11 protein-coding genes and 1 pseudogene are annotated in these 13,438 nt (G+C 65.4%); 9 read left to right on the top strand and 3 right to left on the bottom strand.

Annotated elements, in window-relative coordinates; translation table 11 throughout:
• Positions 1-96: 96 nt before the first annotated feature.
• Positions 97-1,191: a dipeptide epimerase gene (locus tag O0J73_RS07640; RefSeq protein WP_164242833.1), complete on the bottom strand. Its 1,095-nt coding sequence runs from the start codon at positions 1,189-1,191 to the stop codon at positions 97-99.
• Positions 1,192-2,628, bottom strand: a complete 1,437-nt coding sequence (locus O0J73_RS07635) for an SH3 domain-containing protein (protein ID WP_308308408.1) — start codon at positions 2,626-2,628, stop codon at positions 1,192-1,194. It abuts the gene before it with no gap.
• Between the two features lie 132 nt (positions 2,629-2,760).
• Here O0J73_RS07635 and O0J73_RS07630 point away from each other — a divergent pair, with 132 nt between their 5' ends.
• The 9 genes and pseudogenes from O0J73_RS07630 to O0J73_RS07590 all read left to right on the top strand — a co-directional run bounded on the left by O0J73_RS07630 (position 2,761) and on the right by O0J73_RS07590 (position 12,476).
• Complete coding sequence (locus O0J73_RS07630; RefSeq protein ID WP_308308407.1) at positions 2,761-4,251, top strand: transglutaminase domain-containing protein; 1,491 nt, start codon at positions 2,761-2,763, stop codon at positions 4,249-4,251.
• 51 nt (positions 4,252-4,302) lie between these two features.
• Positions 4,303-7,302 (top strand): TonB-dependent receptor, encoded by a 3,000-nt coding sequence (locus O0J73_RS07625; RefSeq protein WP_308308406.1) that lies wholly within the window; start codon positions 4,303-4,305, stop codon positions 7,300-7,302.
• Positions 7,290-8,876 carry a serine hydrolase gene (locus O0J73_RS07620; protein WP_308308405.1) on the top strand — a complete coding sequence of 529 codons (1,587 nt, stop codon included), beginning with the start codon at positions 7,290-7,292 and terminating at the stop codon, positions 8,874-8,876. The genes O0J73_RS07625 and O0J73_RS07620 overlap by 13 nt, the downstream gene beginning before the upstream one ends.
• Positions 8,809-9,522, top strand: coding sequence for a M15 family metallopeptidase (locus tag O0J73_RS07615; protein ID WP_197564145.1), 714 nt, complete (start codon positions 8,809-8,811; stop codon positions 9,520-9,522). Before O0J73_RS07620 ends, O0J73_RS07615 begins: the two co-directional genes overlap by 68 nt.
• 67 nt (positions 9,523-9,589) lie before the next feature.
• On the top strand, positions 9,590-9,961 hold the full coding sequence (locus O0J73_RS07610; RefSeq protein ID WP_004153927.1) for a hypothetical protein: 372 nt from the start codon (positions 9,590-9,592) through the stop codon (positions 9,959-9,961).
• A gap of 232 nt (positions 9,962-10,193) precedes the next feature.
• Positions 10,194-10,604 carry an EF-hand domain-containing protein gene (locus O0J73_RS07605; RefSeq protein WP_004153928.1) on the top strand — a complete coding sequence of 137 codons (411 nt, stop codon included), beginning with the start codon at positions 10,194-10,196 and terminating at the stop codon, positions 10,602-10,604.
• 95 nt (positions 10,605-10,699) lie between these two features.
• Positions 10,700-11,122: pseudogene (locus O0J73_RS07600) on the top strand (HAD family hydrolase); the annotation flags it as partial.
• A gap of 161 nt (positions 11,123-11,283) precedes the next feature.
• A complete protein-coding gene (locus O0J73_RS07595; protein WP_308308404.1) occupies positions 11,284-11,988 on the top strand; it encodes an HAD family hydrolase in 705 nt (234 codons plus the stop codon).
• Positions 11,989-11,999: 11 nt separating this feature from the next.
• Positions 12,000-12,476 (top strand): helix-turn-helix domain-containing protein, encoded by a 477-nt coding sequence (locus O0J73_RS07590; protein WP_308308402.1) that lies wholly within the window; start codon positions 12,000-12,002, stop codon positions 12,474-12,476.
• Positions 12,477-12,489: 13 nt separating this feature from the next.
• On the opposite strand, the gene O0J73_RS07585 is transcribed toward O0J73_RS07590, so the two are convergent.
• Positions 12,490-13,425 (bottom strand): DUF5677 domain-containing protein, encoded by a 936-nt coding sequence (locus O0J73_RS07585; protein WP_308308400.1) that lies wholly within the window; start codon positions 13,423-13,425, stop codon positions 12,490-12,492.
• Positions 13,426-13,438: the final 13 nt, after the last annotated feature.

The following is a 13,438-nucleotide window of genomic DNA, read 5'->3' as shown; positions in this document are numbered from 1 at the left end:
ACCCCGGACAGATCGCGCGCGTGCCAGCCGCGAAGGGGTTACGGGGTAGGGCAAAAACCAGAGCAACGTCGTCCACGCGCGGCGTGGATCTACGGTTCAACCCAGCATCTCCAGCCCGCGCACTTCGGTGATGCCCAACCCCGGCACGTCGCTGATGCTGATCTCCGATTCGTTGAAATGCACGCCACCGCTGACCGGATCGAACTGGCCCAGCGACGGGCCGTCCAGATCGACCTTGGTGATCACATCGCTCTTGGCCACCGCCAGGTGCACCGCGGCGGCCACGCTGATGCTCGACTCGATCATGCAGCCGATCATGCACGGTACGCCGTAGATACCGGCGATGTCGGCGATGCGGATCGCGTTGGACAGGCCGCCGGTCTTCATCAGCTTGATGTTGATGATGTCCGCTGCGCGCTGCTGGATCAGGTCCATCACCTGGCTCGGGCTGAACACGCTCTCGTCGGCCATCACCGGCGTGTTGACGCGGTCGGTGACGTACTTCAGGCCGCTGATGTCGGCGGCTTTCACCGGCTGTTCCAGCAGTTCCAGCACCACGCCGGCCTCTTCCAGCGTGCGCATCGCATGTACCGCCTGCTTGGCGGTCCAGCCCTGGTTGGCATCCAGCCGCAGCAGGGCGCGGCCCTCGACGGCGGCATGGATCGCCTTGACCCGTTCGATGTCCAGGCCGATGTCCTTGCCGACCTTGATCTTCAGCGACTCGAAGCCGCGTTCGATCGCCGACAATGAGTCGGCCACCATCTTGTCGATGTAGTCCACGCTGATGGTGATATCGGTGGTGATCACCGGATCGCCGCCGCCAAGCATCTGGTACAACGGCGCGCCATGCAGCTGCGCCCACAGGTCGTACAGCGCGATTTCCACCGCGGCCTTGGCGCTGGTGTTGCGCTCCATCGCGCTCTGCACCAGCCCGCACAGGCGGTTGAGGTTGGCGACCTCCTGGCCGATCAGGCGCGGCGCGATGAAGTGGCGGATCGCTTCGATGATCGAACCATGGGTGTCGCCGGTGATCACTGCCGTGGCCGGCGCTTCGCCATAACCGGTGTGGCCGGTGTCGGTGCGGATCAGCACCACCACGTCCTCCACGGTCTCCACCGTGCGCAGGGCGGTCTTGAACGGCGTCTTCAGCGGCACGCGCAGCATGCCCAGTTCGATGGCGGTGATCTTCATTCAGGGAGTCTTGGCTCGCAGGCGCTGGATGTTGGTGATGCGGTCGATGTAGCGGACGCTGTCGCTGGCCATCATCGGCTCCAGCGGCGTGACCGAAACACCATTGAGATGGGCCTGCACACGCGTGCCGTCGGCACCGAACCAGCTGCCCCCCGCCGTATCGTGGATGACCCAGGTGCGGCCGTCGACGTGGCCGATGGCCATCATCACGTGGCCGGGGATGTAGACCAGGTCGCCTACCTGCAGTTCGGTGACGGCGCGGTCGCGCACGGTCTTGCCGTCCTTGCTGGTGAACGGCAGGCGGTCCAGCGCCGGGCTGACCGCCTGCGCGCTGGTATTGCGCGGCAGCAGCACGCCGAAGCTGCGGTAGATCTCCGAGACGAACCCACTGCAGTCGCGGGTGTCGTAGTCGTGGCCCCAGCCGTAGCGCTCGCCGAGGAACTTGAAGGCCTGCTGCAGCAGCAGGCGCGGGGTCAGCGGCAGGTAGCCGGCGGCGGTGTCCTGCGAGCGCGGCAGTAGCGCAGGGACCAGTTTCAGGCGACCATCGGCCTCGCGTACCGGCAGCTGCACCACCCACGAGGCATGCGCTTGTTGCCCGTTTACCGGCGTAGCAGCGGGCCAGTCGGCCAGCACCGGCAGGCGCACGCCCATGTCCAGTTGAAGGCGCGACACGCGCGGTTCTTCCGGGGTGTAGGCGGTCTGCGCGGTGGCGCCGGTGATGATGCGGTAGGGCCCCTGTGCGCCGTAGCCGAGCACCGTGGCCTTGTCACCACTGGCAATCGCGTCGGCCTCGATCCACGCGCTGTAGCGCTCGCTGTGCACGAACAGCCAGCGGCCATCGGCACTGCGATGGACCACGGCCACCTTGTCGCCGGGGAACAGCGCCGATTCCTGGAAGCGGTCGATGTCGGTGTCACCGACGCTGCTGAAAACGCGCTCGCGGGTGGGGAAGGTGCGCAGCGCTGCACGCTTCACCACCAGCCCATACTGCGGCGCTGCCTGCGCGGGAATCGCCTCCAGCCCGAGGTTGGCTTCGATCGCGCGGCGCAGTGCCGGTGTGATGGGCTGGCCCTTGTCGTTGTAGAGGGCGCGCGTCGGCCAGCTCGACAGTGCGCCGATGCTGCCGCGTACCGCCACCGCATCCAGCTGCGCAGGCAGTGCGGCGATGTCCTGGATGTGGCTGTCCTGGGCCCGCATCCGCGCGTTCTGCGCGTCGATCTGCGCGCGGTCGAGGATCGGCGCATCGGCGTTGTCCAGGCGCGCAGCCCAGTACTGCGGGGTCAGGAACGCCTCGTGCAGGCCGATCACATAGGGCAGTGGTGCGCCGGGATCGGGTGCCGGGGCGGTCTGCGCAAAGGCGGGCGCCGCCAGCAGGCACAGCGCCAGGGTCAAGCGGCGCGGCCAATGCCGGTGCCGTTCGCGGGAAGCCAGGATCATGCGCTGCACACCCTCCTCGAATGCCTGCTGGAATATTTATTCCTTTCGGCCTCGAAATCAAGAATAAATTATTGACCGGCATCCCGGCCCGTGTTACACAGCCGTTACCACCCGCGCTGGGGAAGTGTCGCTGTGGATCCTCCCGTTCGCAAACCGCGTCTGATTGCTGCTGCCGGCTTGTGTGCCGCGCTGCTGCTGTGGGCGTGGTCGGTGGGCGCGGAGCCGCCGCCCTCGGCCATCCAGTTTGCGCGCGTCGTGCAGATGATCGACGCGGGACGGTTCTCCGAAGCCCATAGCGAACTGAACACCTGGTCGGCGGCCGACGCGGCGGAGCCGGGCGTCAGTTTCGATGACATCGCGTTCCAGGAAGAACGCATGCGGCGCATCCGCCTGGATTTTTCTCTTGACGAAACCGCCGCCAAGGCCGCCGTGCGGCGCTGGATTCCCGACCTGACCGACGAGGAATTCGCGCGCTGGGATCAGCTTGGCCTGATCGAGCACCTCGATATCGATGGCACGCGTTGGTACTTCAAGCGCGCACCGTCGAACCTGTTCCTGCTCAGCGATGAAGCACGTGCACGCCGCCGTGCGGATGCACCGATGCCGGCACCGGGCCCGAACGAAGTGCTCAACGCCCACCACGCGCGCGTGCTTGCCGCGGCCGAACAGAGCGGCAAGGCCTCGGTGCTGCCGCAGCGCATCGAATTCACCCAGTCGCTCACGGTGAAGGCCGATGCGGTGCCGGCCGGCGAGACCGTGCGCGCATGGATTCCGTATCCGCGTGAGATTCCCGGCCAGCAGGAACAGGTGCAGTGGCTGGGCAGTACGCCGGGCAAGGCACGCGTGGCACCGGCAAGCACGCTGCAGCGCACCGCCTACCTGGAAGCCAAGGCCGTAGCCGGCAAGCCGACCCGCTTCGAGATCCGCTACGCGGTCACGATCTTCGCCCGGCATACCGCGATTGATCCGACCAAGGTGCAGCCGACACCGGTCGAACCAGCGCTGCAACCCTACCTGTCCGAGCAGCTGCCACATCTGCGCTTCACTCCCGCACTGAAGCTGTTCTCCGACCAGGTGCTGCAGGGTGAGACGCGGCCGTATGAAGTGGTGCGCAAGCTGTTCGCTGCGGTTGATCGCATTCCGTGGGCCGGTGCGCGCGAATATTCCACGATCAGCAACCTCAGCGATTATGCGCTGCGTGCCGGCCATGCCGACTGCGGTCAGCAGACGCTGCTGTTGATCGCGCTGCTGCGCATGAACGGCATTCCCGCGCGCTGGCAGTCGGGCATGGTGTTCTCCGGCGATGGCAGTGGCTACAACAACCTGCACGACTGGGGACAGGTCTACCTGGCGCCGTATGGCTGGCTGCCGATGGACGTGACCACCGGCGCACTGGCCAGCGACGTGCCGGCCCTGCGCAACTTCTACCTGGGTGGCCTCGACGGCTACCGCATCGCCTCCAACGATGATTTCGGCCAGCCCTTGGTGCCGGCCAAACAGCACTTCCGCTCGGAAACGGTCGACTCGCAGCGCGGCGAGGCCGAGTGGGCAGGCGGCAACCTGTACTTCGACCAATGGAGCTACGACTTCCAGTGGCGGGTACTGCCAGCCAGGCAACGCTAGCGCGACACATCACACTCCACACCATTCAATTCTTGCAGGAGAGAGCAGGGGATGAAGGCTTACAGCATCACACGGGCGGCGTTGTACGTCGCGCTCGGGGCGTGCCTGGGCGTGATCGCGCCCAGCGCATTCGCACAGGACGGTTCAGTGGTTGGCCGGTTGAGCAGCGATGCCGGCCAGGTACCGGCCGGTGCCACGGTAACCGTACGCAATCCGGCCACGGGCTTCGTCCGTTCGGTACAGGCCGAAGCCAATGGCAGCTATCGCATCCCGCTGCTGCCGGTCGGCACCTACGAGATGGACGTGAGCTTGCCGGGAGGAGCGGCCAGTCGTGTTGGCCAGGTCACCGTCAGCCTGGGCAGCGCGACCACGGTGAACGTGCCGCTGGGTGAGGTCAGCACGCTGGGCACGGTCGAAGTGCGTGCCCCGCAGGTGGTGTCGATGGTGGACGTGAAGTCCACCGAGTCGGCCACCAACATTACCCGCGAGGAGTTGTCGCGCCTGCCGGTGGACCGTGACATCACCGCCGTGGCCCTACTGGCGCCGGGCGCGGTGAAGGGCAAGGGCTCACTGGGTGGCCAGGGCATCTCCTTCGGGGGCTCATCGGTGGCCGAGAACACCGTGTACATCAACGGCCTGAACGTCACCGACTTCTACAATCGGGTTGGCTTCTCCTCCGTGCCGTTCTCGTTCTACCAGGAGTTCCAGGTCAAGACCGGCGGCTACTCGGTGGAGTTCGGGCGCAGTACCGGTGGTGTCATCAACGCGGTGACGCGCTCGGGCAGCAACGACTTCAAAGCTGGCGCCGAGCTGGTGTTCGAGCCGCGCGCGTGGCAGTCGCAGGCGCGCGACCGCTACGACGGCAGCGGCAGCCGCTACATCACTGCCAGCCGCGACGACTACAGCCGCAGCGCGCTGAACGTGTTCGCCTCCGGAGCGCTGGTGCAGGACCGGTTGTTCTTCTTCGGCATGTACGAAGCCCGCGACTATCGCCCGACATCGACCAACGACGCCGGTACCCGCCTCAACCAGGGCAAGGCCGATGATCCGTTCTGGGGCGGCAAGCTCGACTGGCGCATCACCGACAACCAGATGTTCTCGCTGTTCGGCTTCTCCGATCGCAACAAGACGCTCACCGACGTCTACGCCTATGACTACGAGCGTGGCAGCACCGTGGGCGAACGTGCCAACCAGATCATGAACACCGTGGGTGGCCGCAACTGGTCGGGCACCTATAGCTGGCAGGTGAACAACGACCTGACCATGAAGCTGATGTACGGCGAGAACAAGCGCAACCGCGTGCAGAGCTCGCTGATGGACGAGAACTGCAACCGGGTCTTCGACAATCGAACCGCCAGCCAGGGCGTGCCCACCGCGCTGCAGGGTGATCGCAGCTGTACCAGCAGTTCCCAACTCGAATCCGCGCTGGATACGCGCAAGGCGGCACGCGCCGATTTCGAATGGACATTGGGCAACCACCTGCTTCGCTTCGGGCTGGACCGCGAAGAGAACACGTCCGACTACAGCCGTGCCTATCCTGGCCCGGGCGGTCTGCGCTACGACATCTACGCGCGCACGCCGGGCAGTTCGCTGAATGGTGGCGTGGTGCCGGCCAGTGGACTGGTGGCGCGTACCCGCCGCTATGAAGTTGAAGGCGCGTTCGAAACGATCAACTCCGCGTACTACCTGGAAGACAACTGGCAGGTGACGCCGAACCTGCTGCTCAACCTCGGCCTGCGCATGGAAGCCTTCGACAACAAGGGCGGCGACGGCAGCAGCTACATCAAGATCGACAACATGCTGGCGCCCCGCCTGGGCTTCTCGTGGGACGTGCGTGGCGATGGCACCACCAAGGTGTTCGGCAACCTCGGCCGCTACTTCCTGCCGGTGGCCAACGTCATCAACATCAAGCAGGCCGGTGGCTTCCTTGACGAACGCACCTGGTATGAGTTCCTGGGCTACAGCGGCGCGGCCAACAACGTGCCGGTGCTGGGCGCACAGATCGGACCGGTGGACAACTCGCAGGGCGATGGCAGCGTTCCGGACCTGCGCGCCGAAGTGAACCGCGACATGGATCCGGTTTATCAGGACGAAGCGATCCTGGGCTTCCAGCAGATGATCAACGAAGCCTGGTCGATCGGCGCCAGCGTGACCTACCGGCGCCTGCACAACGCCATCGATGACATGAACATCACCGCCACCGGCCAGTGCGGTGCGATTGACGGCGTGTGGATCATGGGCAACCCGGGGCGCACCAACACCGTGTGGGGCGATACCGATTGTGACGGCCGCAATGATGGCTGGATCAGCATCGATACGTCGAAGGAAGGCTGGGCGCTGTATGACGACAACGGCAACTATGTCGGGCAGCGCGGCTGGGTGAAGCCCAAGCGCGACTACAAGGCGCTGGAGCTGCAGGTCGATCGTGCCTGGGATGGCAAGTGGGGCTTCAACGCGTCCTACACGCTGGCCTACGGCCGCGGCAACGCCGAAGGTCCGGTCAATTCCGATACCGACTTCGCCGATGCCGGGCGCACCGAGAACTTCGACAATCCGTGGGTGAACTACGGCGGCTATGGCTACCTGGCCAATGATCGCCGCCACCAGTTCAAGTTCCGCGGCAGCTACGCGCTGACCGAGAACCTGAGCGTGGCCGCGACCCTGGGCGTGCAGTCGGGCAGCCCGATCACCCGCTTCGGCGCAGGCAATCCGTTCGATGCGACCGACTTCCACAGCTATTACGTGTGCGTGTCCAACTGCCAGGCCACGGTACCGTCCGAACGGGTGTTCGTGCATTCCCCGCGTGGTGGTGATGGGCGCACGCCGTGGACCTACGATCTGGACGTGAGCGTGTCCTACAAGGTGCCGATCCCCACCGACCTGCGCCTGAAGCTGGCGGTGTACAACGTGCTCAACCAGCAGCGCGTGGTGACCGTGGACCAGGACTACGAACCGCAGGACAGCATCGGCACGCCAAACCCGCTGTTTGGCTACGGAACCGGGTTCCAGTCGCCGCGCTATGCGCAGCTGACCGTGACATGGGCGTACTGACGCCCATCGAGTACACCCGGCGCGGCCTCTGCTTGGCCGCTCTGGCAGTGCTTCCGGCTGTGGCAGCGCAGCCGGCCGGCACCGCACCCCTCGATGCCGATGTCGCGGCCGTGGTCCAGCATGAGCATCTGCCCGGGCTGGCCATGGCCGTGGTCGAGCAGGGGCGGGTGATCTACCGGCACGCCGAGGGCGCGCGTGGCGATGGCGGGCGCATCGATGAGGACACGCTGTTCAAGATCGCCTCCAACAGCAAGGCGATGACCGCCGCGCTGCTGGCGCGGCTGGTGCAGCAGGGCAGGCTGCGCTGGGATGACCCAGTGCAGCGCTACCTGCCGGAGTTCCGCATGCATGACGCATGGGTGGGCCAGCAGATGCAGGTGCGCGACCTGCTGATCCACAACAGCGGCCTCGGCCTGGGTGCGGGCGACCTGATGCTGTGGCCGGAGCCGAACACCTTCACCCGTGCCGACATCATTGCCGGGCTGGCGCACCTGAAGCCGGTCAGCAGCTTCCGCAGCCATTACGCCTACGACAACCTGATGTACGTGGTGGCCGGCGAAGTAGCCGCTGCGGCCGGTGGAAAACCCTATGACCAGCTGATGCGCGAACAGGTGTTCGAGCCACTGGGCATGGCACGCTGCCAAGTGGGGGAGTGGTCGGTGAAACGCGTGGGCAACGTGGCGCAGCCGCATGCCTGGCGTGGCGATCGCAACGAGGTGGTGAACGCCGATGGGGTCATCAGCCCGGACCTGCCCTCGATGGCGGCCGGCGGCATCCGCTGCTCGCTGCGCGACATGACGCGCTGGATGCAGGTGCTGCTGGATCCTGCATTGGTACCGGACTGGCTGCGCACTGAGCAGCGCCGAACACTCTGGACCCTGCACATGCCGATGCCGCTGGGCGAACGCCAGCGGCGCTGGGACAACGCGCACTTCTACGGCTACGGATACGGCTGGCGGGTGTCGGACATGGACGGGCAGTGGAAGGTGGCGCACACGGGCACGCTGTCGGGCATGTATTCGTCGCTGGCGCTGCTGCCCGACCGTAGGCTCGGTGTGGTAATGCTGATCAACGGCGAGGGCGAGGATGCGCGTACCGCGCTGATGCAGGCCATGTTGAAGCGCTTCACCGCACCCGATGAAGCGCGCCCGGCGATGGCCTACCTGGCCGAGCTGAAGGCTGAGCAGGCGACGCGGGCGGCAACCGGCCATCAGCGACCAGCCACTTCCGATGCGCGACAGGCGCCGGCTTCCGATCTGCCACGCTGGCAGGGCCGCTACAACGACCCGTGGCTGGGTCCGGCCTCGCTGTGCCCGGGCAAGGACGGCCTGCGCTTCAGCGTGGACAAGTCGCCCAGGCTGCAGGCCACGGTACTGCAGCTGCAGGGGCGCTGGCTGCTGCGCTGGGATACGCTGGGCGACGAAGCGCAGGCGTGGCTGCAGCCGGGCGAAGGCCCGTCGCCGACGCTGGACCTGCGCGCCATCGATCCGGACATCGACTTCAGCTATGACTTCCAGGACCTGCACTTCACTCGTACTGGCGATTGCCCTGGCCGCGACAGCCCGCGGCGCTGAGCCGCCGCGCGTTTCAGCGGCCACTGATGCGGCCAGCGCCGGACTGGTGGAGATCCGCGCGCTATCGCCACACATCGACATGGACATCCGCTACGCCGGCGCCAACAACTTCACCGGTGTGCGCGTTCCCGGCTACGAGGTGCCTTCCTGCTATCTGCTGGCGCCAGTGGCGAAGGCACTGGCCCAGGTGGAGCAGGATCTGCGCGCAGATGGATGGGGCCTGCGGATCTACGACTGCTATCGGCCGGTGCGCTCGGTGCAGGCCTTCATGGCCTGGGTGAACGACCCGCGCGAGCTTTCGCGCAAGGCATTGCAGTACCCGGACCTGGACAAGCCACGCCTGCTGGCCGACGGCTACATCGCCGAGCGTTCCGGCCACAGCCGCGGTGCCACGGTCGACCTTGGCCTGCTGGATTGCCGTAGCGGTACCTGCACGCCGCTGGACATGGGTACGGATTTCGATTTCTTCGGGCCGCGTGCGCATACGCAGACGAGTGGATTGAGCGAGGTGCAGCAGGCGAATCGACGGCAGCTGGTGCGCGCGATGGCCCGGCGCGGTTTCGTGAATTATCCGCAGGAGTGGTGGCACTACACGCTGCAGCCCGAACCGGACCCGGGCACCGCGTACGACGTCCCGGTGCGGTAGGGGTATCTGCAGGGCGCCGCCCTGCCGATACCCTTACACTGGCCGCCTTCTCATCCCTGCCCACCCGATGAACCTTCCCTTGCACTTCGGCCTGCTCGGCACCCTGGAAGCCGGCGCCATCGCCCTGCTGGTCGGCCTGCTGGTGTACTTCCTGTGGTCGCGCCTGTGCCGGCTGCTGCACTGGTCGGTGGGCCATGCGATCGGTTGGGCGTGCGTCATCTCGGTGGTGATCTCCACCGGCATCGATGCATGGAAGCTGTTCTACATGGGCATCGTGCGGCTGGAGTCGCCGCTGTATGCGCGCTTGTTCCTGTCCACCATCCACGATCCGAACGAACTGGGCAGCCGCGTGGTGCTGGAAATCGCCGGTGCGCTGGCCGGTGTTGCGCTGGGATGGGTGATGTTCAGTTCGCGGTCATTGGAAAAAACCGTCGACTGACGCAGGTTTTTCGTTGCCTGCCGGTTAAATCCTGCTGCGCTGAATGTGCAGCTTATGAGCCGCTCACTCCGCCCTAACCAGCGCGCTAATGCATGCACGCAGGCCAGTGGTTAATCGCGTGTATGCATGCCGGTCGCAACCCAAAATCGATTCAGAAACGCGGTGGCAGGGTAGGTGCCGTGCGGAAACAACACGCCGCGCACCACCACCCAATCGGTAGGAGACACCCCTGATGACTATTCGCAACCGCAAGCCCCTGATCGCCCTGATCGTCGCCGCCGGCAGCGTGCTGGCCATCCCGGCGATGGCCCAGTCGGCCAAGCAGCAGGCCGCGCAGGCGCAGAACGAAGCCGCGCAGGCCCAGCAGGCGGCGGCACAGGCCGGGCAGGCGGCTGACCAGGCCACCAACGCGGCCGCAGCGGCCTCGGCGCAGGCCAATGGCGGTGGCCAGACCTGGGCCAGCATCGACACCGATGGCAACGGCACCATCAGCAAGAGCGAGGCACAGGTGAACGCGGGCCTCGCCCAGGTGTTCGACCAGGCCGATACCAACAAGGACGGCGAGCTGAGCGCCGATGAGTACAAGGCCTACGTGGCCGCCCAGCAGGCCGGCGCAGGTGCCGGCGCGGCGCAGGGCCGCTGATCCACGCCTGATTCGGGAAAACCGGTGCATGGGGACCCGGGCGGCTACGGCCGCCCGGGTTTTTCCCGTCTGTCGGGCCGCTGTATCCTTGGCGGATGAATATCCCCACGCCTGCGCCGTCGCGCGCCATCGGCCTGGTTGGTTTTGACGGTGATGACACGCTGTGGAAGAGCGAGGACTACTACCGCAAGGCCGAGCAGGATTACCTGGACCTGCTGTCGCGCTACGTCGACGTGCACGACACCCAGACCGCCCGTCATCTGCTGGAAGTGCAGCAGCGCAACCTGGCCGTGTTCGGCTATGGCGTGAAGGGCATGGTGCTGTCGATGATCGAAGCGGCCATCGACATCACCGGCCAGCGCATCGACGCCAAGGACATCCAGCGCATGCTGGACATCGGCCATGACACCCTGCGCCACCCGGTCGAGCTGATCGACGGCGTGCGTGCATCGGTGGCGGCCATTGCCGAACAGTACCCGGTGGTGCTGATCACCAAGGGCGATCTGTTCCATCAGGAACGGAAGGCACCCCCATGCAGGAGGCGTGCCAAGAACAGTAAGCGATTGAATTTTATGAATTACGCCTTGCGGTGGCGCCGGAGGAAGGGGCGCTCATGTAGTCCGATGGAGCCGGATGTAGCCAAAAATTGCCTCGGTTTTGCCACGGTTTTGGGGGCGGCATGATCCGGATCGTGGGGTTTGACGGGGACGACACCCTGTGGCGCAGCCAGGAGTTCTACGACCAGGCGCAGCTCGATTTCGAGGCGATCATCGCCCGCTACATCGACCTGGACTCCGCGGGGCTGCGAGCAACGCTGCTGGCCACCGAGCGCGGCAACCTTGCCCAGTACGGCTACGGCGTGAAGGGCATGATCCTGTCGATGGTGGAAGCGGCCATTGATCTGACGGGTGGTCGGATCGAGGCCAAGGACATCCGCACGATCATGGACATGGGCAAGGACCTGTTGGTCCATCCCGTGGAGTTGTTGCCCGGGATTGCCGAGGCCGTCGAGCAGGTGGCCCAGCACTACCGAGTTGTCCTGATCACCAAAGGCGATCTGTTTCATCAAGAGCGGAAGGTGGCGCTGTGCGGATTGACCGCGTTCCAGCGCATTGAGATCGTGTCCGAGAAGGATGTGGCCACCTACCGCCGGCTGCTGAAAGAGTTCGAGGTCCAGCCCGATGAGTTCGCCATGGTGGGTAACTCCCTGAAGTCGGATATCGCCCCCGTCATCGAGCTGGGCGGATGGGGCGTGTATATGCCGTATCACGCCACTTGGGAGCACGAGGTCCTGCACGACTTCGACGGGGGTGGCCGCGTCGTTGAAGTGGACGGGGCGGGCGGGATCAGCGAGGCTCTGGACAGGATGATGTCGGGGGCCTGATGTCCGAACGAATGCTCGATCTGCTGGTCCGGCAATGGCCGGGCAGGACGCATTTGTCAGCCGAAGAGACGGCCAAGGTTCTCATGCAGCACCCCTACACGGTGCGCGAGCGGATGCGCAATGGCGAGCTTCCGGGGGCCGTGAAGCGCGATGGCACCTGGAAGATGCCACTTCCGGACCTGGCCGAGCATTTGGAGCCCGCGCCCAAAACGCCACAGATCCCGTCGCCCCCTGTCATCGTGGGCGGTGCCCGCCGCCGCAAGGCGGTTGTCATGAACTACCACCGCGACCGCTTCTGGGCGCAGGTGGCCCGTGCCCTGGGCGAAGTGGAAACCGCCGACATGCTGGACCAGGCGGCGCAGGACTTGTACGACAGCGAAGTTGGGGCCTATCTCCGCGAACGAGCGGAGCGTCGCCGCGCGCAGTTGGCGGCCGTCGCTGCTACTCGGGCAAACGACGTCGATACAGGGCCCCTCAAAGACCTGTGAGCCGCCTAGGGCCTTACTGCCCCCGGTACTCGTATTGAATCTTGACGCTGCTGCGGAAGGGTTTTTGCCAGTCTGCCAGATACTTCTGCTGCAAGGCCGGGAAGTCGTCAGGGAGGTACTTTCGGACGACGAGCCTGTAGGCATGCAGGGCCACTTGCGCCACGCCATCCTTTACGGAATGGGCGTCTTCCAGGTGGCGGATGGCTTTCAGTGCCGCGACATCGCCCAGCACAGACCAATGCTGGGTGGGCGACTGAGCGTGCACAACCTGGCTGCCGCCCCCGTACCAAAGGCCGTATGCGGGCCCTTCCTTCAATGCCTTGGCGAGCTGGCGAATACTTCTGTGGCCCAGTAGCTCATACCAGTGGGGATCGAAGGCCTTGTTGCCACGCTTCTTCAGGTAGAGCGCATCGATGCTGGCAAGTCCGGGCTGGGCCAAGACGGACTGAATATGGGCGATATGCTCAACGCCCGTGGTCTTTGCTTCCTCACTGAGCGTCTGGGTGCTCATCCCGATGTGCGCGTAGTCGTGATTGAAGGAGCCTGGCGCCGTAGATGGATCAAGCGCCCGCTGGAGGAACGCAAGCCTCCTTCGATACTCGCCCACCAGGTAGACCCGGGCCCTGTGCTCGGTGTCCTCCTGCAGGATCAGTTCGAGGTAAAGCGTAGCCTCGAATGCCGAGCGAACCTGCGTCAGGGCTGTTGTCGAGTGCCCGTTTTCCAGCAGTACGACGGCGGCGTCCAGCATTCCGACGATGTGCTTCAACAGGCCGGCACACACCACCAGTCGGGACGTATCGTCTTCCCCATCACCCAGCGCCTTGATGATGAGGTGCGTTCCGTAGTTCACCAATTCGGCCAGGAACGCGAGGGGTTCGCCCAGTACAGCGCGAGCTTGCTCCGGAGAAGCGTTGCGGTCGAGCAGGAGCGGGTCAGCTGGTTCGTACATGCCTAGATCTCAA

The organism is Stenotrophomonas sp. Sm6012 (assembly GCF_030985895.1).
GTDB classification, from domain to species: Bacteria; Pseudomonadota; Gammaproteobacteria; order Xanthomonadales; family Xanthomonadaceae; genus Stenotrophomonas; species Stenotrophomonas forensis.
This window is presented reverse-complemented; position numbering and strand designations above follow the sequence as displayed.

Excerpts from the sequence above, each read along its gene's own strand:
- O0J73_RS07635 (WP_308308408.1), bottom strand. The coding sequence starts at position 2,628 with ATGATCCTGGCTTCCCGCGAACGGCACCGGCATTGGCCGCGCCGCTTG.
- O0J73_RS07640 (WP_164242833.1), bottom strand. The coding sequence starts at position 1,191 with ATGAAGATCACCGCCATCGAACTGGGCATGCTGCGCGTGCCGCTGAAG.
- O0J73_RS07610 (WP_004153927.1), top strand. The coding sequence starts at position 9,590 with ATGAACCTTCCCTTGCACTTCGGCCTGCTCGGCACCCTGGAAGCCGGC.
- O0J73_RS07615 (WP_197564145.1), top strand. The coding sequence starts at position 8,809 with ATGACTTCCAGGACCTGCACTTCACTCGTACTGGCGATTGCCCTGGCC.
- O0J73_RS07590 (WP_308308402.1), top strand. The coding sequence starts at position 12,000 with ATGCTCGATCTGCTGGTCCGGCAATGGCCGGGCAGGACGCATTTGTCA.
- O0J73_RS07625 (WP_308308406.1), top strand. The coding sequence starts at position 4,303 with ATGAAGGCTTACAGCATCACACGGGCGGCGTTGTACGTCGCGCTCGGG.
- O0J73_RS07620 (WP_308308405.1), top strand. The coding sequence starts at position 7,290 with ATGGGCGTACTGACGCCCATCGAGTACACCCGGCGCGGCCTCTGCTTG.
- O0J73_RS07605 (WP_004153928.1), top strand. The coding sequence starts at position 10,194 with ATGACTATTCGCAACCGCAAGCCCCTGATCGCCCTGATCGTCGCCGCC.
- O0J73_RS07585 (WP_308308400.1), bottom strand. The coding sequence starts at position 13,425 with ATGTACGAACCAGCTGACCCGCTCCTGCTCGACCGCAACGCTTCTCCG.
- O0J73_RS07595 (WP_308308404.1), top strand. The coding sequence starts at position 11,284 with ATGATCCGGATCGTGGGGTTTGACGGGGACGACACCCTGTGGCGCAGC.